The sequence below is a fragment of the Arthrobacter sp. CDRTa11 genome (assembly GCF_026427775.1).
Taxonomy (GTDB): domain Bacteria; phylum Actinomycetota; class Actinomycetes; order Actinomycetales; family Micrococcaceae; genus Arthrobacter.
This window is the reverse complement of record NZ_CP044532.1, coordinates 750691-770181: the sequence shown is the minus strand read 5'-3', so window position 1 is coordinate 770181 and position 19491 is coordinate 750691. Positions and strand designations below refer to the sequence as shown.

The following is a 19491-nucleotide window of genomic DNA, read 5'->3' as shown; positions in this document are numbered from 1 at the left end:
TCCACCCCCTTCCCACGCTCCCCAGGAAGAGCCGCAGGACCATTGCCCCCGAGAGGAGCAACGGCCCCAACTGGAGCCAGTGCCCTTATTTTACGCCCGGAGCTGGGAAAAGGCCCCTGCCGGCGGGCTCAGCGGAGGGACTGGTCCTCAGGGTTTTTGGGTACGACGTAGGTGCTGCCATCGGGCCGGCGCAACGTTTCCCACTGCTGGCTTTCGGCTTCGCGCTGCCGCAGCAGTTTGCGGTTCTCCTCGGTCATGTCGTGAGAGAGGGAACTGCGGTTGGCCGGGCCGAAAATCGCCCTGAGTTTTCCGGTTGCCCGCATGAACCGCTGCGAGGCGTTGTCTTTGTCCGCCGGCTTGCCCTTGCCCATCATGACTCCTTGAAGAGAACGAATTGCTGGTACTAAGTGTACGCTAATGATTAGTGCACTAATTATTGGAGGCCCGCAATGTCCACCGCACCGTCCCAGCTCAAAAAGCAGAACCGGGAAGAACAGCAGGACGATGACCTGCTGCTCCTGGAGCACCAGCTCTGCTTCGCCCTCACCGTTGCCTCCCGCAGCGTGGTGGGCGCCTACAAGCCGGTCCTTGAGAAGCTGGGCCTGACGCATCCGCAGTATCTGGTGATGCTCTGCCTCTGGGAGTCCAGCCCCCGCACTGTGCGTAATATCAGTGATGCCCTGGCGCAGGAGCCGGCAACAATTTCCCCGCTGCTCCGCCGGCTCGAGGCCGCGGGCTTCCTCACGCGGCACCGCATGGATGGAAACGAACGCGCCCTGGCCGTGGACCTTACCCCCGCCGGAGCAAGGCTGCGCGAACAGGCCCTCGCCGTGCCCGGCACCATGATGGAGCGGCTGGGGCTTACGCGCGAACAGGTGGGCCAACTGCACGCCTCCATGATGGGCCTGATCGCGGCGACTTCAGGAGCGACCAGCGCAGGGAGCAGCGAAGAGACCGGCGCAGGGACCAGCGAACGGCCTCAGATACGGCAGTAGAATGACAGCAATCGAGGAGGCCGTATGCGTAAACTGCTGATCCAGGCGGCGGCCCTGCTGCTGGCGGCAGGGCTGATGTCCGCGTGCTCGGCTCCGGATACCGGCGCTCCCACCTCCACCACGCCGGCAGCAAGCTCCCCCACCACTTCCGGAACTGCCACCACGCCCGCCGCGGACACCGAAACCTCCGTCTCGGCTCCGGCGCCGTCTGCCTCACGCAGCCCTGCAGCAGGACCGGGAGCCGGCAACGCCGAACTGGCCATCACGGTCAGGCCTTCCGAGACAGAACCTGCCGTCAACTACACGCTCGTATGCCAGGACGGGGTCCCGGCAGCTGAAAGCAAGCACCTGTCAGCCGAAGCGGCCTGTGAGGCCATCAAGAACAACGCCGCCGTGCTCAGCCCGTCCGCCCAGGACAAGGACCAGGCGTGCACCGAGCAATATGGCGGGCCGCAACAGGCCACGGTCACCGGCATCGTTGACGGCACGCCTGTTGAGTCCACCTTCGCCCGCAGGAACGGCTGCGAGATCAGCGCCTGGGACGCTGCCCGGGACATTCTGGGTGCCAGTGGTGGAGCAGCTTAGCCTGCTGGCGGACGGCGAGTGGCAGCTGCGCGAGGCAGCGTACCAGGAACGGGTCCGCCGCTATGCCGATCCCTACCTTGCCCGCCGATCAGCCGGACAGAAGCACCCGGTTGAAGATTTTCTCTTCACCTACTACACCCAGAAGCCTGGCCAGCTGCTGCGCTGGCACCCGGGCGCCGGCGTCGTCCTCACCGGCGCCGGGGCGGCTGCCCGCAGCAGCTGGAAACACTACAGAATGCTCGACGACGGCGAACTCGCCTCCCTGGGGATGCCTTCCGGCAGCACGGCGGTCACCGTCGACACCCGCGCCTTCCTGGAAGACAGGCACCAGGCAGTCACTTTCGCCGGCATCATTCTGCGCGGAACGGCGGCCCGGCCTGCCCAGTTCGGCTGCTTCGGACTGCATGAATGGGCCATGGTCTACCGCCAGGACAAGTTCGACCTGCGGCACGAGTACCTGCACCTGAGGCTGGGCTCCGCCGGCACGGACAAGGTAGTGGAGGACAACCGGATCCGCTGCTCCCATTTTGATGCCTTCCGCTTCTACACCCCTGACGCCAAGCCGCTGAACGAACTCGAACCCAGCCGGGAAAAGCAGCGGGATCTGGAACAGCCCGGATGCCTGCACGCCAACATGGATCTGTACAAGTGGGCATACAAGCTGGTGCCGGCGCTTCCCAGCGAGCTGGTGATGGAGTGCTTTGAACTGTCGTGGCGGATCCGTGCCATGGACATGCAGGCCTCCCCCTACGATCTGGCCGAGTGGGGCTACCCTCCCATCCGGATCGAAACAGCCGAGGGCAAAGCCGCCTATGTGGAGAACCAGCGGGCCTTTGCTGCTGAAGCCGCAGCCCTCCGCGAACGGCTCGCCGTGCAACTGGCCCCGCTTTCCGGAGGACCGGCATGACGGCGCCTGGTGCCGAAGCGACTGCCACGGACCTGACCATCAGGCTCACCGAACAGCCAGGTTCCAAGGAGTACGTTTTCCGTCTGGTTGCCGAGGACGGACACCCCACAGCGGGGTCGAACCTGCCCGATCCGGAGGCAGCACTGGCAGTTCTGGAACGGTTTGGCGAGGACATCTTCTTTCCGAAGCCGGGCCCGCCCAGGCTGTGCACCCAACAGTACGGCGGACCCCAGGTGGCCCTGGTGACGGGAACGTTTCATGGCCGTCCCGTCAATGCTGAGTTTCGACGCACCGACGGCTGCGAGATCTCCCGGTGGAAGGCCATGGCCCCGCTGCTGGGCGGAAGTCCTGGCTCTTTTCAGACGTAGAGGGCAGCAGACGTAGCGGGCGCAGACATAGCGGGCAGCAGCCACCAGCGCGCACAAGAAAGCGCCGCCGGATCATTGCGAGCCGGCGGCGCCTCTATCGGTAAGGATTATGGGGCTAGATACCCATGTCCCTGATCCCGGAAGATTCGGAAATTTCCTGCTTTTTCTTGTCCTTCCTGACCTTCTCCTTCGCTTCTTTTTGGTCAGGCTTTGCAGGATCATCAGCCTGTTCGTCGGCCGGAACCACTGCCGTGCTGCCCGGTGTCACAACCACCGAGACGAACGTGGGCGTGCTGGAACCGGCAAAGCTGATCCGGCCAATGTACGAACCTGCAGCGAGGTCCTTCCAGGCAAGCGTCAGGACGCCTGGTTGTCCATTGCCAAGCCGCAGCGGGTTCGGGGATACGGTGGCATTTCCTACATTCGCGCCCAGCACTGCGGCATCCACGGACGCCTTGGTGGGCTGGCCGTTGGGACTGGCGTAGAGATTCACGTAGATCGTGTACACACCCGGGGCCGGGTTTGGCACGGATATGGATTCGCTGGCTGAAGCCGTCTGCGCCAGCAGGACCTGGCCCGCTGGATTGAAGACCACCATGTCAAAGTCCGCCTCCTCCGTGGAGGAAAAGACGGAGAACTTGGCCAGCGGCGATCCGGCGGGGACGGTGACCTCCTTGGCGAAGTTGGATGCATTGGTTTCCAGTGCCAATGGCCCGGGAACCAACTCAATCGCTGAGGAATCGGCCTTCGACAGTCCGTCCAGCGTGACATTGACAGGTGCGTTCGTACCGGAAACCACGGGGATCCCGCCCTGACCGGTCCCACCCTCCGACGTAAAGGCCAGGTTTGACGGAGCCACCACGGACTGCGGGCGGACCGCAATAGGTGAGGTGATGTTCTTCCCGGCGCCTTGCCAGACCAGGCTTCCCATGGCGAACTGCCCCAGCGCCGCCCCGGTGTTTTCGAACTTCACCTTGAACGTGCGCTTTTCGCCGGCGGCCTCGAAGTTAAGGACCGACGGCGTCACGCTCACCTTCACCCCCGGTACGTTGGCCTGGGCGCGGTAGAGCCCGGGCGTCAGTGCCGTGACAGTGCGGGTGACCTCCGTTTTGCCGGTGAGGGCTCCCAGCGCGAAGGAAGCGACATTCATGTCCCGCGGTGCCGTGGTTCCCAGGTCCGGGATGCCAAGGTCCAGGCCGGTTCCCTGGATGAACCTGAGGTAGTCGTCCTCGGTGTTGTCGTAGACCAGCCCGGGATCCAACACCCTCGCCACGTCCACCTGGCCCGCGCCGGTGGCAAACACATCGCTGTTCCGGGAGCCGTCCGCATTTTTGACGTCGCCGGCCGTGCTCATCATGGCTGACTTGACCGTGGCCGGGGACCAGCCGGGGTTCTTGGCGAGGACGAGGGCGCCAAAGCCTGCCACGTGCGGCGCCGCCATGGATGTTCCGGACATCATGCCAAACTGGTCACCGCCGGAACCGATAGGAGACACGCCGGCCAGGACAGCCACACCGGGCGCTGCAACGTCAGGCTTGAGAAGGTCAGAGCCCGTGGCAAGAAGGGGTCCGCGTGAAGAGAAACCGGCAACCTGCGGCTGGGGTGCCGCCGACAGCCCGGTGGTGTCCTTGTTGACGAGTGCAACCTTGATCGCCGGATTCGCGGTGATCTTGTTCTTGATCTCCTGTGTCGCCGGAGGATTCACGTGCACGGTGGGAACGGAATGGCGGTCCAGGTCCTCCGAGGAGGTGGCCAGGTTGACCAGGATCATGCCGACGCCGCCCGCCCGCTGAACCTCCGCGCTCTTGGCCACCCGGTCAATGACACCCCGGTCACAGACCACAATCTTCCCGGTTACTTTGGCCGGGTCCAGCACGTTCGGACCGCAGAGTGCCGGGTTGGCTGCCCCGGCGGCCGCAGCGTCGACAGCCAGGACGGCGCTGCTGGCGGGAACGGGGTTGGCCATCAGGCTGGCGCCGCGGAACTTGCTGCCGTCTTCGAATTCAACCGTGCCCTGGAGCTCGGTGGAAAACGAACTTGCGGCCACTGTCGTCAGCCACGGTGCGCCATGGTTGACCGTGCTCGCGGCAGGACCGGAGTTTCCCGCCGAAGCGGCCACGAAGATGCCGGCTGACGCCGCCGAGAGGAAGGCAAGCGAGACCGGATCCGTGGTGGTGGATGTACTGCCGGAGATGGAGTAGTTCAGGACATCCACGCCGTCCAGGATGGCCTGGTTGATGGCAGCCACAGATGCGGAGCTGTAGCAGCCGCCGGTGTCAGGGTTATCGTCCTCCCAGCAGACTTTGTACACCGAAAGCTTCGCAGCAGGAGCAACGCCGCTGGTAATGCCCATGTCGGTCGCGCCAAGGTTGGTCCTGACGTTGGCATTGCCCGCCGCAGTACTGGCGGTGTGCGTGCCGTGGCTGCCCACATCAACCGGTGAGATGAGTTCCTCCGGGGCGCGGTGTTCCGGCGCAACATACTTCATGAAGTCATCCGCGAAGTACCGGGCGCTCAATACCTTCGAGTTGCAGGCACTTCCGTCGAACGCCGCCCCCGCGCCCTCACCCTTCTGGCATTCGCCGATGAAAGTATCGCCGTCGGACTTCAGCATGGCGATCTTGCCCTCTGCCGTCCGGTAGGGAACCCCCACCTGGGCCTGGCCGGTGAGTGGCTGTACGTCCTGGCCGGCGAAAAACGGGTTGGAGGGTGTGTAGCCGGAGTCGATGACACCGACCACAACGCCCTTGCCGGCATTCTCCTGGCCGCCAAACACGGTGTTCCAGCTGCCGTTGGGCCCGCTGAGCTTGAGGAAGTCGGTGGTGGAATAGTCCGGGGCGTTCTCGGTGTCCGGGGCAACAAGCAGTACGGCTGGATCCTTTGCGAGCTTCACGGCCTGCCCGGCAGTGAGGTCGGCTGAGAAACCGTTGATCGCGGCGGTGTACTTCCGCTTGATCTGGACGTTTTCGCCCGCGGCTACCTCGTTCTGCTTCGCCTCGAGGTGTGCCTGGTACTGCTGGACCTCGGGCCGCCCGGCATCCAGCTTGCGGCCACTCTCAGGCTTGGTGGCGGCCAGGCCCGGTGTACCGCCGTCGTACGTGGCAGCTGGTTTCCCGGCAAGCACAACGATGTATCGCCCGGCCGGATAGTCAGCCGGATTGATGTTCTTTGCCGTTATCGCCGCATCTGGATGACTACCAGGCTGGCCGGTAGCCGCGGTAGCGGGGCTCAACGCCATTGAAGTCAGGAGGAACGGCAATCCGACGGCGAACGCCGCCGCTTTCCGGAACCCCCGGCCCCTTCCGGGGCTCTTTCCAGTTGATTTCACGAGCTGGTACACCTTTCACGAGGTACGGGCCCGGCGATGTGGCCGGCCTGAATGGCCGGAAGCGGCAGCAGTATTACAGATCTTGTAACCCGGCGAGACCAGCCGAATCAAACAGTACAGACTGATAGATGAATATGACATAGGCAGCTAACCATGTTTTATCTTTTGTCATATCGTGTGCTGCTGGCATGGAAAAGGGCACAGAAAACGGGCGCTCCCGTTCCGGGAACGCCCGTCATCACCGCCTTGAGGCAAATGTGTTTGGGGGAAGGTGACGCCTACTCGCGCGGGGTGCGGACCACTTCACTGATCCACTGCCGCGTCTTTTCATCCACAGGACCCGTCACCCTGTGTTCCCTGGCGGCACGGTCCGCCTTGATCTTCTGCAAAACCATCCTGCCCAGCCCCGCGAAAACAGCTGCGGCGATCACGGGCAACAGCACGGATTTCGATTTCTCAGCCATTCAGCAATCCTAGTGACGGTCTGCATGCAGGGCCAGAGCCGCCGTCGTTCCCGTCGAATACAGAGTGCGGCTCCAATCCCGGTAGAATGGGCAGGCAAGCTCGCGGAGCGCCCGTCCCCCACCGTTTTACACGACAGTGTTTTTTACAACATGGAACGGCGTGAGACGGCACCACTCCGCTGCGCCCTTACCCAAAGCTCACGCACAGGAGTTGCCGGATGCCCCGGATCGTTGTTGACGTCATGCCCAAGCCCGAGATTCTGGACCCGCAGGGGAAGGCCATCGTGGGTGCACTCCCCCGTCTGGGCTTCACCGGCTTTAGCTCTGTCCGCCAGGGCAAGCGCTTTGAACTGACCGTCGACGGCGAGGTGACCGACGCAATCCTGGCCCAGGCCCGTGAGGCAGCAGAGACCCTGCTGTCCAACCCCGTGATCGAAGACGTCGTCAACGTCGAGGTCGTCGAGGCCTGAGATGACTGAACTTCCCCTGATCGGCGGGGAGGTCGCCGTTGCGGCCGACGCCCGCCTTGCCGGCGCCAAGATCGGCGTTGTGACTTTCCCAGGTACGCTCGATGACCGCGACGCCGCCCGCGCAGTCCGCCTTGCCGGCGCCACCGCCGTCGAGCTCTGGCACGCCGATACCTCCCTGGGCGACGTGGATGCGGTGGTGATTCCTGGCGGTTTCTCCTACGGCGACTACCTCCGCGCCGGGGCGATTGCACGGTTTGCGCCGCTCATGTCCAGAATCATCGACGCCGCCAACTCGGACGCGAAGCTGCCCGTCCTGGGCATCTGCAACGGCTTCCAGATCCTGACCGAGTCGCACCTGCTTCCCGGCTCCATGATCAAGAACGACCACCTGAAGTTTATGTGCCGTGACCAGGTCCTGCGGGTGGAGAACAACACCACGGACTGGACCAGGGACTACGCCGCGGGCCAGGAAATTACCGTGCCGCTGAAGAACCAGGACGGCCAGTACATCGCCGACGAGAAGACCCTCGATGCGCTGGAAGCTGAAGGCCGCGTGGTGTTCCGCTACGTGGGCTTCAATCCGAACGGCTCCCGCCGCGACATCGCCGGCATCTCCAACGCTGCGGGCAACGTGGTAGGGCTGATGCCGCACCCTGAGCACGCTGTTGAGGTGGGCTACGGCCCCGAATCCCTGGATGGAATCGGCGGTTCCGACACCGACGGCCTCGGATTCTTCACCTCCGTCCTGACCAAGATTGTGGGAGGCGCCAAGTGAGTACCTCAGCTGAAACCGTCAGCAAGAAGTTCAATATCGACACCGTCGAGAACGCAGCCAAGACACCGGATACCGAACTTCCCTGGGCCGAGCTGGGCCTGAAGCAGAACGAGTTCGACGAAGTGGTCAAGGTTCTCGGCCGCCGCCCCACCGGCGCCGAGCTCGCCATGTACTCGGTGATGTGGAGCGAGCACTGCTCCTACAAGTCCTCGAAGAACCACCTGCGCCAGTTCGGCGACAAGGTGACCGAGGAAATGAAGAAGGACATGCTGGTGGGCATCGGCGAAAACGCCGGCGTGACCAACCTGGGCGACGGCTGGGCCGTGACGTTCAAGATCGAGTCCCACAACTCGCCGTCGTTCGTGGAGCCCTACCAGGGTGCAGCCACCGGCATCGGCGGCATCGTCCGCGACATCATCTCCATGGGCGCCCGCCCGGTGGCCGTGATGGATCCGCTGCGTTTCGGCGCCATCGACCACCCGGACACCGCCCGCGTCATGCACGGTGCTGTTGCAGGCATCGGCGGCTATGGAAACTCCCTGGGCCTGCCCAACATCGGCGGCGAAATGGTCTTCGATTCGGTGTACCAGGGCAACCCGCTGGTCAACGCGCTGGCAGTTGGCGTGATGCGCCACGAGGACATCCGCCTGGCCAACGCGTCCGGCAAGGGCAACAAGGTGGTCCTGTTCGGTGCCCGCACCGGCGGGGACGGAATTGGCGGCGCCTCGGTGCTGGCCTCCGAGTCCTTCGACGACACCAAGCCGTCCAAGCGCCCCGCCGTACAGGTGGGCGACCCCTTCGCCGAGAAGGTCCTGATTGAGTGCTGCCTCGAGCTCTTCAAGGGCTCGCTGGTTGAAGGCATCCAGGACCTCGGCGCCGCAGGCATCTCCTGCGCCACGTCCGAACTCGCCTCCAACGGCGACGGCGGCATGGAAGTTGAACTGACGTCCGTCCTGCTGCGGGACCCCACACTGACTCCGGGCGAGATCCTGATGTCCGAGTCGCAGGAACGCATGATGGCCGTGGTGACTCCGGAGAACATCGAAGCCTTCGAAGCCGTGATGGACAAGTGGGCCGTGGAATACTCCTGGCTGGGTGAGGTCACCGACACCGGCCGCCTCATCATCACCTGGGAAGGGGAGGTGATCGTCGACGTCGATCCCCGCACTGTTGCGCATGACGGTCCGGTCTACGACCGCCCCTACGCGCGGCCCGAGTGGCAGGATTCGCTCCAGGCTGACACGTTCACCGGGTCCGTCCAGGACGCCGGCCGCCCCTCCGCCCCTGCAGAGCTGGCGGCAGCCGTGACGGAGCTCATCGCCTCGCCGAACATGTGTGACAAGTCCTGGATCACCAACCAGTACGACCGTTACGTTGGCGGCAACACCTCCATGGCCATGCCCGACGACGCCGGCGTGGTCCGGGTGGATGAGGAAACCGGCCTGGGTGTGGCTTTGGCCACCGACGCCAACGGCCGTTACACCTTCCTCGACCCGTACCACGGCGCGCAGCTGGCACTGGCCGAGGCCTACCGCAACGTGGCCACCTCAGGTGCTGTCCCGATGGCTGTCAGCGACTGCCTGAACTTCGGCTCCCCCGAGGACCCGGACGTCATGTGGCAGCTGGCCGAAGCGATCCGCGGCCTGTCCGACGCCTGCATGGTGCTGGGCATCCCCGTCACCGGCGGCAACGTTTCGCTGTACAACCAGACCGGCACCACGCCCATCCACCCCTCCCCTGTGGTGGCTGTGCTGGGCAAGTTCGACGACGTAGCCCGCCGCACGCCGTCGGGCTGGCGCGAAGACGGCCAGGCGATTTACCTGCTGGGCACCACCGCGGCTGAACTGGACGGATCTGAATGGTCCAACCTGCGCGGCCACCTGGGCGGGCTTCCCCCCAAGGTTGACCTCGCCGCGGAACGCGCGCTGGGTGAAATCCTGATCAACGCCTCGCGCGACGGCATGGTTGACTCCGCGCACGACCTCTCCGAAGGCGGCCTCGCGGCCGCCCTTGTGGAGTCCTCCCTGCGCTACGGCGTAGGCGCCCGCATCGCACTGCAGGACGTCCTGGACCGCGACGGCGTGGACCTGTTTACGGCGCTGTTCTCCGAGAGCCAGGGCCGTGCCATCGTGGGCGTCCCCAGGTCCGAGGAGATCCGCTTCACGGACATGTGCACAGCCCGCGGCTTTGCCCACATCAGGATCGGCATCGTGGACGCCGCCAGCGGTCAGCTGGAGATCAACGGCGTGGAGACGCTGTCCCTCGATGCCCTCCGCGAAGCCCACGAGGCCACCCTGCCGAAGTACTTCGGCTAGTACCCTCCGCGTCGCACTCCTCAAGGATCCGCGGCGGTTTCGGCCAAACGTACCCCTGATAAGGGAAGCGAATTGGCGAAACCGCCGCGGATTTTTGGCTTTATCATCGTGCTATGGGCAAGGTGGCAAGGTTCCTGAGTATCGTGGTGTTGCTGGTCCTTGTCCTGGTTTCGGCGGCACCCACGCCAACGAGCCGCTATCCCCGGAGTATGGCTGCCATTGGCGATTCCATCACCCGGGCCTTCAGCGCCTGCTGTGGGTTTGGCGACCACCCGGTCCACTCGTGGTCCAGCGGCGACAGCGGGAATGACGGCGTCGTCAGCCATTATGAACGGCTGCTGCGCCTGCAGCCGGCAATCTCCGGGCGAAATTACAACAACTCCAGAAGCGGGGCGAAGGTGGCTGAGATTCCGGCGCAGGCAGCCGTGGCTGCCAGCCAAAAGGCCGCTTATGTCACTGTCCTGGTGGGCGCCAACGACCTCTGCGCATCGTCCGCACACACCATGACCACCGAGGCTGACTTCACGGCGGCAGTGGACGGGGCGCTGGCCATACTGGACCGGATGCGCCCCCGGCCGAAGGTCTTCGTCAGCAGCATCCCGGACCTGTACCAGCTGTGGGCTGTCCTGCACACCGACCCGGCGGCGCAGGCGGCCTGGTCCGGTGGAAGCATCTGTCCGTCCATGCTCTCGGCTTCGAACAGCGAAGAGACGCGTCAGCTCGTGGTGCAGAGGCAAGCAGCCTTCAATGCCATCCTCTCCGGTTCCTGCGCAGCCTATTCCGGCATGTGCCGCAGCGATGGCGGTGCGGTGTACGGATACAAATTCACCGCCAGCGACGTGAGCGTCCTTGATTACTTCCACCCAAGCCTGGAGGGCCAGAACAAGCTGGCAGGCATCACCTGGGACGCGGTTTGGCAGGAAGGCACCCTGACTTCCTGACCGTCCCGGTCAGTCTTCGCTGTGCAGTTCCCGCTGCCTTGCACTGAGCAACTCAAACTCGGGGCGGGCAGCGACAAAACGCTCGACGGCGGTGAGCACCTCCACGAGGTGCGCGCGGTCAGCTGCCACCAGCCCCGCCCCCACCTGGCTGCGGCGGTACTGCTCGTGGTCTCCCACCTCGGCCACCGAAACGTCGAAGCGGCGCTTTATTTCCGCCACGAGAGGCCTGATGATGGAACGTTTCTCCTTCAGGCTTTGAACATCGCCTAAAAGGATGTCGAATTCGATCCAGCCGATCCACATGCCCCCATGCTACCCACGCCGGCTGGCGGTCAACGTCCCGGGGCCGTGTTGTCTCGTCAGCCTGCTGCCAACGCCAGTTCGCACTCCTGGATGCCTTGCCGCGCGGTGTGCTGCTGCGCCGGCGTGCCCACGCGTTCGGCCCACTGTTCGGCCAGTTGGAATTCCACCAGCGCTTCCGTGAACCTGCCTGAACCATGCAGCTCCCGGCCCAGATCATGATGCAGTCCCACCATCCAGCGCCGGGTCAGCGGATCACGGGCGGTGGAAGCGTACTCCAGCGCACTGCGCAGCCACAGTTCCGCGTGGGCGGAGTCGGCGAGGGCCAGCAGGCGAAGTGCGTCCACGGCCAGGAACTCCTCACCGAGGTGATCGGCCAGCTCGGCCGCCTGCTCGAACAAGGGCACCGCCATGGCAGCATGGCCACTCGAGTTCAGGAGCCGGCCCCGCTCCAGCAGGACCCGGACTCCAACGGTCGGTTCGTCACCGTCGATGGAGTCGAGCAGGGCATCTGCCTCCTCGAAACGGCCCTGCAGCCCGATGGCACGGCCTACCTGCGTGGCCAGTTCGGCCTTTTCGTCATCGTCATAATCCGGGTCAGCCATGGCCGTCCGGAGCCGTTGTTCGGAAAGTTCCGGATCATTGGCGTCCCACAAACGGTCCAGGGCCTCTTGGTCCAGCATGTACTTTCTCCTGATCAGATCTCATCGGCGGCGAGTTGGCGCGCCCCTTCAATGTAGCGGGAAGTGATGTACCTTTGCGCCGCCCGGCCCACCACCCCGCCCACCCGGTAAAGCCAGTTGGAGGGCTTGCTGAAAGCCGTGACCTTCAAAAACACACTTTCCTGCGCGTCGATCTCCACCTCGAAGGATTCCTCGCCTCTGACCGGATGACCGGGGAGGGTACCGTAGCCGAAGCCCGCCGACTGCGGGCCTTCACCGGTCCACGGCCGGCGGACCCACACCACCTCGCAGGGGGCATTCAGGCGGAAGGGCCCGACGCCGAATCCGCTCACTATCCGTGCACCGGGAACGACGTGACCTGACTCTGTCCGGACGTTCAGCCCTGACCGCTTCTGCAGCTCCCAGGTGAGGATTCCGTTTGCCACCCTGAGGTAGGTTGCCGTGCCCTTTCCGATGTATGTCCGTGACATCACGCTGGCGTACCCCTCCGGCGTCCGGCCATGCTCGGTGGAGCCAATGCCCGGGTAATTGAGTTGGCCCGCCGCCAGACGCTTTTCAGTCAAGCGATGCGCCCTGCGATCCGGACAGCCGGGCCCAGCCGAGCTGCTCCTGCTGTTTGCGGCTTAAGGTGGCCACCACCAAATCGTAGGAATCCTCCACCATGTCGCGGATCATGTCATCCGGAAGGGAACCATCAAGGCGGACACCGTTCCAGTGGGTCTTGTTCATGTGCCAGGCGCCGGTTATTTCGGGATGGGCCGCACGAAGCTGCTCTGCCAGGGCAGGTTCGCATTTCAGGCTCACGGACCAGTCGTCCGGGTTCATGGCCGATGCCGCGAACATTTTGGCCTCATGCCTGGACCCGCCGGCCACGTGGGCCCGGACCTTGAACACGGAGGTCTCAGGCCCAAACGGAAAATCCTCAAAGGCCCCGGGAAACGACAGGCAGATTTTCCTGAGCTGGGCTACGTCCATGCAGCGAGCCTACAAAGCCTTCCACGGCAGTGCTAGTCTGCGAGCATGTCACATGACCAGGCGACCATACCTGTTCTGGACCTGAGCACCGCACGCCAACCCTACGGTCCCTTCAGTCCGGAATTCATTGAACAGCTGCGGGACGCCACCCATCGTGTGGGCTTCTTCCAGCTCACGGGCTACGGCGCCTCCCCCGGGCAGCCGGAGGAGCTGCTGGAACTGATTAAGCGGTTCTTCGATCTCCCGCTCGAGGAGCGCATGAAGCTGGACAACCGGCTTTCCCCGCATTTCCGCGGCTATACGCGGATGGGCACTGAAGTCACCCAGGGCAGGGCTGACGCGCGCGAGCAGATCGACTACTCCCCGGACCGCGAACCGGTTCTGGACTACCCTCCGGACCAGCCGTACTGGCTGCTTCAGGGCCACAACATGTGGCCGGACGAGTCGTTACCGGAGCTTGAACCGGCAGCCATGGCCTGGGCCGAATTGATGTCCCGGGTGGGCGCTGAACTCCTCCGCGCCATCGCCGTTTCCCTCCAGCTGCCGGAGGACTACTTTGATGAACCCTTCAGGGATACCCCGGCCTGGATGGGCAAGCTGGTGCACTACGTAGGCGGTGTGGTGGAAGCGGCCGGCGACCAGGGGGTGGGTTCGCACGCCGACTACGGTTTTGTGACCCTCCTGCTGCAGGACGGGGTGGGCGGTCTGGAGGTGCTGCCGCCTGGAGCCAGCGATTGGGCTGCGGTGGAACCCATTCCGGGGGCGCTGGTGGTCAACCTCGGTGAGATGCTGGAGGTGGCCACGGAAGGCTACCTGGCTGCCACCATCCACCGCGTCCAGGCACCGCCGCCGGGCGTGGACCGTTACTCGGTGCCGTTCTTCTGGTCACCCCGGCTCGATGCCGTGATTGAACCCGTGCCGCTGCCGGCCGAGCTCAAGGCGCAGGCCCGCGGTATCTCAGATGACCCCGCCAACCCGATGCTTGCTTCCTTTGGGCTCAACATGCTCAAGGGCAGAATGCGCGCACACCCCGACGTTACGGAGCGCCACTACCCCGAGCTGATGAAGCGATGACTCCTTAGCGCTGCGCAGCGCGGATTAGAGTTTGTACTTCCAGGCCTGCTGCGCCGGGCAGACGTCCATCACCACGTCCAGTTCGGCGGCCTTGGCGCGCTCCACAGCGGCCTCATCAATCACGCCCAGCTGCAGCCACACCGCTTTAGCGCCCACGGCGATGGCCTGGTCCACCACCGCGCCTACCTTCTGCGAATTAACAAAGCAGTCCACGACGTCGATGGGCTGCTTTTCCGGTGGAATGTCCGCCAGGCTGCGGTAGCCTGTTTCGCCGTGCACAGGGTCCCCTGGCAGGTTGACGGGAATGATCTCCATGCCAAGCCGGTCCCTGATGAACAGGGACGTGTCGTAGGCAGCCCGCCACTCGTTGGTGGTCAGGCCCACAATCGCCCACCGCCCCTTGTTGCGCATCAGGCGTTCGATGACTGCAGGATCGTTGGTGTGTCCCATGGACCAAGCCTAGCCGGGCTAACGCCGGAACTTTTTCAGCCAGGCGGCCCCGGGGCCCGGTTTTCCGGATCCGGCGCCCGCTTTCCCGGTCGGGGCTGCCGGCTTCAAGGCTTCCTGGACTTCGGAACCCTTGGCATCCTGCCCTTTGGTGGAATCTCCGCCTTTGGCGGCAGCACCGTTAGCGGCAGCACCGCCGTCGGGAGCGTCCCTGTTGGCCGGGGCACCGCCTTCGGCAGAACCGTCGTCGCTTGTTGTCTTGCGCGCCGGAGTGTGTGCCCGTTCGGCCGCCGGGGAACCCCCTTGAGCCGCCGCGTGTCCCGGAACGGGCGCTGCCGGCTTTCCGCGCTGTTCCGCCCCAACCGGCGCTGGCTGATTAAGCGTCCCTGGAACGTCGGCCGGAGCCGGCATCAGTCCACCGTCTCCGCCCGGTGTCCCCGCCGCAATGGTCCAGGAGGGCGTCCAGTCCTCCAGCAGGTGCTGGATGGACATGCTGGCCTGTTGGCTTCCGCCCGGCCCGCCGGCAGCCACGCCAGTGACGCCCAGCCCCATCCCTGCAATGACTGCCAGGCCCACAAATCCGGAGCGGTGCCTGCCCAGCCTGCGCCGGTGGGAAAGCTGATCATGCCCTCCGGCCAGCAATGCTGAAAGTTCGGCGTTGGGTGCAGGCGCCGGTACCGTTCCCAGGGAGCCCAGGGCGAGAAGTGCGGCGCGAAGCTCATCGGCGTGCACCTGCCCGGCGTCGAGCAGCATCTCATCCACGGTCCTGATAACTCGGCTTGTGCTGGGCGTCATGGCGCCACATACTCCTTTACTGCCGACTGCTCACGGAGATTGCTCAAAGCACGCCGCTGCAGTTGCTTGACTGCGCCGGCGCTCTTCCCCATGACCACGGCAGCCTGGTCGACGGTGAGGCCTCCGATCAGGCGGAGGGTGAGCACTTCGCGCTGCTCGTCCGGCAGAGCCTGGAGGAGGTCCAGGACCTCCCCGGAGGAGACCCGCTGCAGGGCCTGCGCTTCAGCGGAAGATTCCTCGCGCTGGTCCAGATCCGCTTCGAAGGGAAGCTTTAGCGGAGTGCGGCTTTGCCTGCGGTGATCATCCACCATTCGCGCGTGGGCAACTGAAAAGATGAAAGTGCGCAAGCCGGAAATGCCGCCGCTAACAGTCGCCAGCCGGGGAAGGACGGCGAGGAAGACTTCCTGCATAACCGCCTCCGGATCTTCGACTCCGCGGGCTGCGAGGTAGCCCTGGACCTGTGACGCATATGTCCGGTACACGAGGCTGAAGAACTCAGGATCACGGGCTTTGTCCCGCAAATCATCATCAGTCAGCACATCGTTCACGGACGCAGGGCCTTCGCTGGGGGGACTTTGCTTGCTCAGTCTAGGGCCACCGACGCTGACGCGGTATGCCCTTGCCCAGCTAACTTTACCCCGCAGTAACTTAGCTGCCTTCTCAGGTGCAGCCCGTACCGCCCCAATATCCCTGCCTCGATGGATGCTGAGACAGAAAGAGCCGGGCTGGAACATGATGGGGGACAAGTTCCAGCCCGGCGCTACATAAAGGTAATCGCAGGCAGCATCCAAAGGGTTACGCCCCGGAAGAAAAAACTTCTAAGCAATTTCTTCACGTCGCAAAGGTGGCCCGGCTGAATCGGGCCTAGGCGCTCCCCGAACCGAGCTCTTCGGCCGCCTTCCGGGCGCCGCGGACCGCGATCGCCACGCTCATCAAGGTGGGATTCATGGCCGTCGCCGTCGGAATCAGGGCGTTTCCGCCTACCACCAGGTTGTCGTAGCCCCATACGTGCGACCACGGATCAGCCACCGACGTTCCGTCGTCGGTCTCGCCCATCCGCATGGTGCCCTGGTAGTGCAGGCTCGAGCCGTTGGGCATGAGCCTGGGTTCGGCTACGAAGACGCCAAGGGCCTTCCCCGCACGGCGCAGCCGCTCGGTAGCCTCCGCGATCTCCACGTTTTCCCGCTCGGTGAGCTCATACTCAATGCTCATGTTCGGGAATCCCCGATAGTCGGGCTCGTTGTCGTCGAAAGTGACCGCGTCCTCGTAGCGGGGATGCTTGCGCATGCCGTAGCCCATGTTGACGTAGCCCCAGCGGTTCTGTGAGTGAGGCGTTCCAGGCTCCATCGGGAAGGGCGTCGTCTCGGAGTACATCACCTGGACAGAGAACGGGTGTTCCGGCTCAGAGAACGGGATGCGGTTCACCGCGGCCACCGGATCCGCCGGATTGAGCGCGCGCCGGGCCAGTTCGGCCTTGAGGTCCTCCTCGGTGGCGTATCGCCCCATCTTCTCTTCGTCCAGCGCCACCGTGGAAATGACCACAGGATGCTCAGTCAGGTAGTGGCCGAGGGCCTTCGGCCGCACACCCGATGCCCAGAGGAGCTGCGGCGAACGGAAGGCATCGGCGGCCACCACCACCAGCTCAGCCGCCACAAAGGACGTCTCCCCCGTCCGCAGGTCCTGGACGGTCACGCCCGTGACACGATGCCCGTCCAGTTCCACCCGGCGGACCAAGGTGAGGTCGCGGAGTTCGAACCGCTCCGAGAGTGGACTCTCCTTATCGATGAGCGGGCCGAGGACGACGTCGGCGCCCGCCCAGCGCACGGAGCCGTCAGGCTGCGGATCCCCGGCCACGGGAAGGGTGCCCACCCCGTAACCTTCCGGCAGCTCCGCACCGAATTCCTCATCGAGGAGGGACCGGATGGCCTCGCCGACTTTGGAATCGGTAAACGCGGCGCTGTGGACGTGCAGCAGCTGCTTGGCGTCCTCAATCAGCCCGTCCCATTCGTCGTCCCCGATGAACGGGACCTTCTCGCTGAAGGCGGGCGACGGCGTCGCACAGGTCCAGTGCGCACCCTGGCCACCGACGTTGGTGGCCGCCGCCGCTGCCGGGAACGACGGGGCGTGCGCGGAACCGGCGCCGCCGAAGTCCAGCAGGTGGGTGCCTTGGCGTGCGGTGAACATGCCTTCGGTGACGGTTCCGGCCGGGATGCCGAGGGATTCCCGGTACGCGCCGGCCTGCGGCCCCTGGGACATTTCCCGGGCACGGGCCTTTTCGGCCGGGTCGGGGATGTTCCGGACGCTTTCACCGGGAACTTCGGTGAGCTGCGGGCCGGCTTCGAACATCACCACCCGGGCGTTCGGGACCCGCTCCACGAGCAGCCGGGCGTAGGTGGAGCCGATAGGCCCGCTGCCGACGATGGCGACGGTGGGATTGGACATAATGTCTCCTTTGGATCAGGCCGAATGGATCAGGCCGAAAGGGATTCGGAAGTTGAGGGGGCCACAGGAACGGGTTCGTCGGAAAGGCGGCCGTGCGGAAGCAGGACAGCCGCGACAATCCCCACGGCGTAGGTGGCCGCCAGGGCGATGAAGATCGGGATAAAGACGGAGCTGTAGATATGCGCCACGCTTTCCTGGACTGCCGGCGCAGCACCGTGGACCAACTGCGGGGTCAGGGTTGAAGCGTCAAGGCCCGCCGGCAGGAGGGAGGCCACACCGAAGCCGATGACCCCGCCGATAATTGCCGTCGCCACTGTTGAGCCCACCTGGCGCACCAGGTTGACGGTTGCCGTAATGGTGCCGGTCTGGCTGGCCGGAACAGCTCCCTGCACCACTGCGACAATCAGGCTCATGAACGCACCGGTGCCGATGCCCACCACACCCATCACCACCATGGGAACCCACAGCGTAAGTCCGGCCGGCAGCAGGGCCATCGCGAACAACCCGGCGGCTCCCAGCGAAGTCCCCAGGATCGGGAAGATCCGGTACCGGCCCGTCCGGCTGGCCAGCCATCCGGTGAGCAGATTGCTGATCAGCATGCCGAACACGGTGGCGATTGGTACGAGCCCGGACACGGTGGCCGTGGTCCGGTAGGCCATCTGGAAGTACGTGGGGAGGTACGCAGTTATGGAGAAGAGCCCGACGCCGATAATCGCCGAGAGCGCTGTGCCCGCCGCAATGGTCCTGTTGGCAAAGAGATAGAGCGGCACGATGGGCTCGGGGGCGCGACGCTCGATAAAAAAGAACGCCACGAAGCCCGCGGTGCTGACCGCGAGCGCAGCAGCCGTGGCAGGGCCTGCGCTGCGTTCCGCAGCCCAGGTGACCGCGAGTACGAGGGCCACCAGCGAGGCAGTGAACACCGCCGCCCCGGCAACGTCGAAGTGGCGGGGCGCAGGCCCTGGCTCCAGGTGCGGTACAGCAATCAGCGCGAGCGCCAGTGCCGCCGCACCCACCGGGATGTTGATCCAGAAGACCCACTGCCAGCCCCAGTAGTCAGTGATGGCGCCGCCGAGAACGGGGCCAACCAGGATAGCGATGGGGAAAGCGGCGCCGATGATGGCCATGTAGTGCGGACGTTCACGCTGGGTGGTGACGCGGGCAATGATGGTCTGGGACATCAACTGCAGCCCGGCGGAACTCATCCCCTGCAGGACGCGGGCGGCAATGAGCCACGCCATGTCCGTCGCGAAACCACAGGCCAGGGAAGCAGCGAGGAACATCACCAGCGAAGCAATGAAGATTCGCCGGGCGCCCAGGACATCACCAAGCTTGCCGAGTACTGGCAGCAGCACGGTGCTGGCGAGCGTGTAGCCCACCACAACCCAGCTCATGAGCTTCAGCGCACCCAGCTCACCGGCGATGGTGGCCAGGGAGGTGGATACCACCGTGTGGTCCAGGGCCCCCAAGAAGGAGACCGTGAGCAGTGAAATGACAAGGAGACGGAGTCTTAAAGGCGAAAGAGGCATAGTGATCTACCCGAACGATCGGGCCGTCGACGCGACGTGTTGTGCCTCCGGCGCATCATCACGACGGAGAACGGGTCCGGCAGGAACCCCGGCGCCGTTAC

Annotated in this window: 21 protein-coding genes; 9 read left to right on the top strand and 12 right to left on the bottom strand. The window is 64.7% G+C overall.

The window, feature by feature from the left end; translation table 11 throughout:
• Positions 1-128: 128 nt before the first annotated feature.
• Positions 129-371 (bottom strand): hypothetical protein, encoded by a 243-nt coding sequence (locus tag F8G81_RS03625; protein WP_267277670.1) that lies wholly within the window; start codon positions 369-371, stop codon positions 129-131.
• 78 nt (positions 372-449) lie between these two features.
• On the opposite strand from F8G81_RS03625, the gene F8G81_RS03620 reads away from it, so the two are divergent.
• The 4 genes from F8G81_RS03620 to F8G81_RS03605 are packed head-to-tail and all read left to right on the top strand — an operon-like array spanning position 450 to position 2855.
• A complete protein-coding gene (locus tag F8G81_RS03620; RefSeq protein WP_267277669.1) occupies positions 450-995 on the top strand; it encodes a MarR family winged helix-turn-helix transcriptional regulator in 546 nt (181 codons plus the stop codon).
• Between the two features lie 24 nt (positions 996-1019).
• Positions 1020-1580 carry an SSI family serine proteinase inhibitor gene (locus F8G81_RS03615; protein WP_267277668.1) on the top strand — a complete coding sequence of 187 codons (561 nt, stop codon included), beginning with the start codon at positions 1020-1022 and terminating at the stop codon, positions 1578-1580.
• Positions 1558-2487, top strand: coding sequence for a 3-methyladenine DNA glycosylase (locus F8G81_RS03610; protein WP_267277667.1), 930 nt, complete (start codon positions 1558-1560; stop codon positions 2485-2487). Before F8G81_RS03615 ends, F8G81_RS03610 begins: the two co-directional genes overlap by 23 nt.
• The gene (locus F8G81_RS03605; RefSeq protein WP_267277666.1) at positions 2484-2855 is read left to right on the top strand and encodes a serine protease inhibitor; all 372 of its coding nucleotides are present in this window, start codon (positions 2484-2486) and stop codon (positions 2853-2855) included. Before F8G81_RS03610 ends, F8G81_RS03605 begins: the two co-directional genes overlap by 4 nt.
• Positions 2856-2970: 115 nt before the next feature.
• Here the strand turns inward: F8G81_RS03605 and F8G81_RS03600 are convergent, their stop codons facing one another.
• Both F8G81_RS03600 and F8G81_RS03595 read right to left on the bottom strand, forming a co-directional pair.
• Positions 2971-6183, bottom strand: coding sequence for a S8 family serine peptidase (locus F8G81_RS03600; protein ID WP_416377099.1), 3213 nt, complete (start codon positions 6181-6183; stop codon positions 2971-2973).
• A 278-nt stretch (positions 6184-6461) separates the two neighbouring features.
• Positions 6462-6647, bottom strand: a complete 186-nt coding sequence (locus tag F8G81_RS03595; RefSeq protein ID WP_267277665.1) for a hypothetical protein — start codon at positions 6645-6647, stop codon at positions 6462-6464.
• Positions 6648-6865: 218 nt separating this feature from the next.
• Here F8G81_RS03595 and purS point away from each other — a divergent pair, with 218 nt between their 5' ends.
• The 4 genes from purS (at position 6866) to F8G81_RS03575 (ending at position 11148) form a co-directional block, all read left to right on the top strand.
• Positions 6866-7117: a phosphoribosylformylglycinamidine synthase subunit PurS gene (gene purS / locus F8G81_RS03590; RefSeq protein ID WP_066287204.1), complete on the top strand. Its 252-nt coding sequence runs from the start codon at positions 6866-6868 to the stop codon at positions 7115-7117.
• Between the two features lies 1 nt (position 7118).
• Entirely contained in the window at positions 7119-7892 is a 774-nt protein-coding gene (purQ, locus tag F8G81_RS03585) for a phosphoribosylformylglycinamidine synthase subunit PurQ (RefSeq protein ID WP_267277664.1), read from the top strand.
• Complete coding sequence (gene purL, locus F8G81_RS03580; protein WP_267277663.1) at positions 7889-10207, top strand: phosphoribosylformylglycinamidine synthase subunit PurL; 2319 nt, start codon at positions 7889-7891, stop codon at positions 10205-10207. Before purQ ends, purL begins: the two co-directional genes overlap by 4 nt.
• A 113-nt stretch (positions 10208-10320) precedes the next feature.
• Positions 10321-11148 (top strand): GDSL-type esterase/lipase family protein, encoded by an 828-nt coding sequence (locus F8G81_RS03575; protein WP_267277662.1) that lies wholly within the window; start codon positions 10321-10323, stop codon positions 11146-11148.
• 9 nt (positions 11149-11157) lie between these two features.
• On the opposite strand, the gene F8G81_RS03570 is transcribed toward F8G81_RS03575, so the two are convergent.
• The 4 genes from F8G81_RS03570 to F8G81_RS03555 are packed head-to-tail and all read right to left on the bottom strand — an operon-like array spanning position 11158 to position 13106.
• Positions 11158-11451, bottom strand: a complete 294-nt coding sequence (locus tag F8G81_RS03570) for a DUF503 domain-containing protein (protein WP_267277661.1) — start codon at positions 11449-11451, stop codon at positions 11158-11160.
• A gap of 56 nt (positions 11452-11507) precedes the next feature.
• The gene (locus tag F8G81_RS03565; protein ID WP_267277660.1) at positions 11508-12131 is read right to left on the bottom strand and encodes a hypothetical protein; all 624 of its coding nucleotides are present in this window, start codon (positions 12129-12131) and stop codon (positions 11508-11510) included.
• 14 nt (positions 12132-12145) lie between these two features.
• Positions 12146-12694, bottom strand: a complete 549-nt coding sequence (locus tag F8G81_RS03560) for a DUF1990 family protein (RefSeq protein WP_267277659.1) — start codon at positions 12692-12694, stop codon at positions 12146-12148.
• A complete protein-coding gene (locus tag F8G81_RS03555) occupies positions 12687-13106 on the bottom strand; it encodes an MmcQ/YjbR family DNA-binding protein (RefSeq protein ID WP_267277658.1) in 420 nt (139 codons plus the stop codon). The genes F8G81_RS03560 and F8G81_RS03555 overlap by 8 nt, the downstream gene beginning before the upstream one ends.
• Before the next feature lie 45 nt (positions 13107-13151).
• Between F8G81_RS03555 and F8G81_RS03550 the strand changes: the two genes are divergently transcribed.
• Complete coding sequence (locus tag F8G81_RS03550; protein WP_267277657.1) at positions 13152-14180, top strand: isopenicillin N synthase family dioxygenase; 1029 nt, start codon at positions 13152-13154, stop codon at positions 14178-14180.
• Positions 14181-14204: 24 nt separating this feature from the next.
• On the opposite strand, the gene F8G81_RS03545 is transcribed toward F8G81_RS03550, so the two are convergent.
• The 5 genes from F8G81_RS03545 to F8G81_RS03525 all read right to left on the bottom strand — a co-directional run bounded on the left by F8G81_RS03545 (position 14205) and on the right by F8G81_RS03525 (position 19309).
• On the bottom strand, positions 14205-14630 hold the full coding sequence (locus F8G81_RS03545; RefSeq protein ID WP_267277656.1) for a CoA-binding protein: 426 nt from the start codon (positions 14628-14630) through the stop codon (positions 14205-14207).
• A gap of 18 nt (positions 14631-14648) precedes the next feature.
• Positions 14649-15422: a hypothetical protein gene (locus F8G81_RS03540; RefSeq protein WP_267277655.1), complete on the bottom strand. Its 774-nt coding sequence runs from the start codon at positions 15420-15422 to the stop codon at positions 14649-14651.
• Positions 15419-15970 carry an RNA polymerase sigma factor gene (locus tag F8G81_RS03535; protein WP_267277654.1) on the bottom strand — a complete coding sequence of 184 codons (552 nt, stop codon included), beginning with the start codon at positions 15968-15970 and terminating at the stop codon, positions 15419-15421. The genes F8G81_RS03540 and F8G81_RS03535 overlap by 4 nt, the downstream gene beginning before the upstream one ends.
• A gap of 316 nt (positions 15971-16286) precedes the next feature.
• The gene (locus tag F8G81_RS03530; protein ID WP_267277653.1) at positions 16287-17864 is read right to left on the bottom strand and encodes a GMC oxidoreductase; all 1578 of its coding nucleotides are present in this window, start codon (positions 17862-17864) and stop codon (positions 16287-16289) included.
• A gap of 29 nt (positions 17865-17893) precedes the next feature.
• Positions 17894-19309: an MFS transporter gene (locus F8G81_RS03525; protein WP_267277652.1), complete on the bottom strand. Its 1416-nt coding sequence runs from the start codon at positions 19307-19309 to the stop codon at positions 17894-17896.
• Positions 19310-19491: the final 182 nt, after the last annotated feature.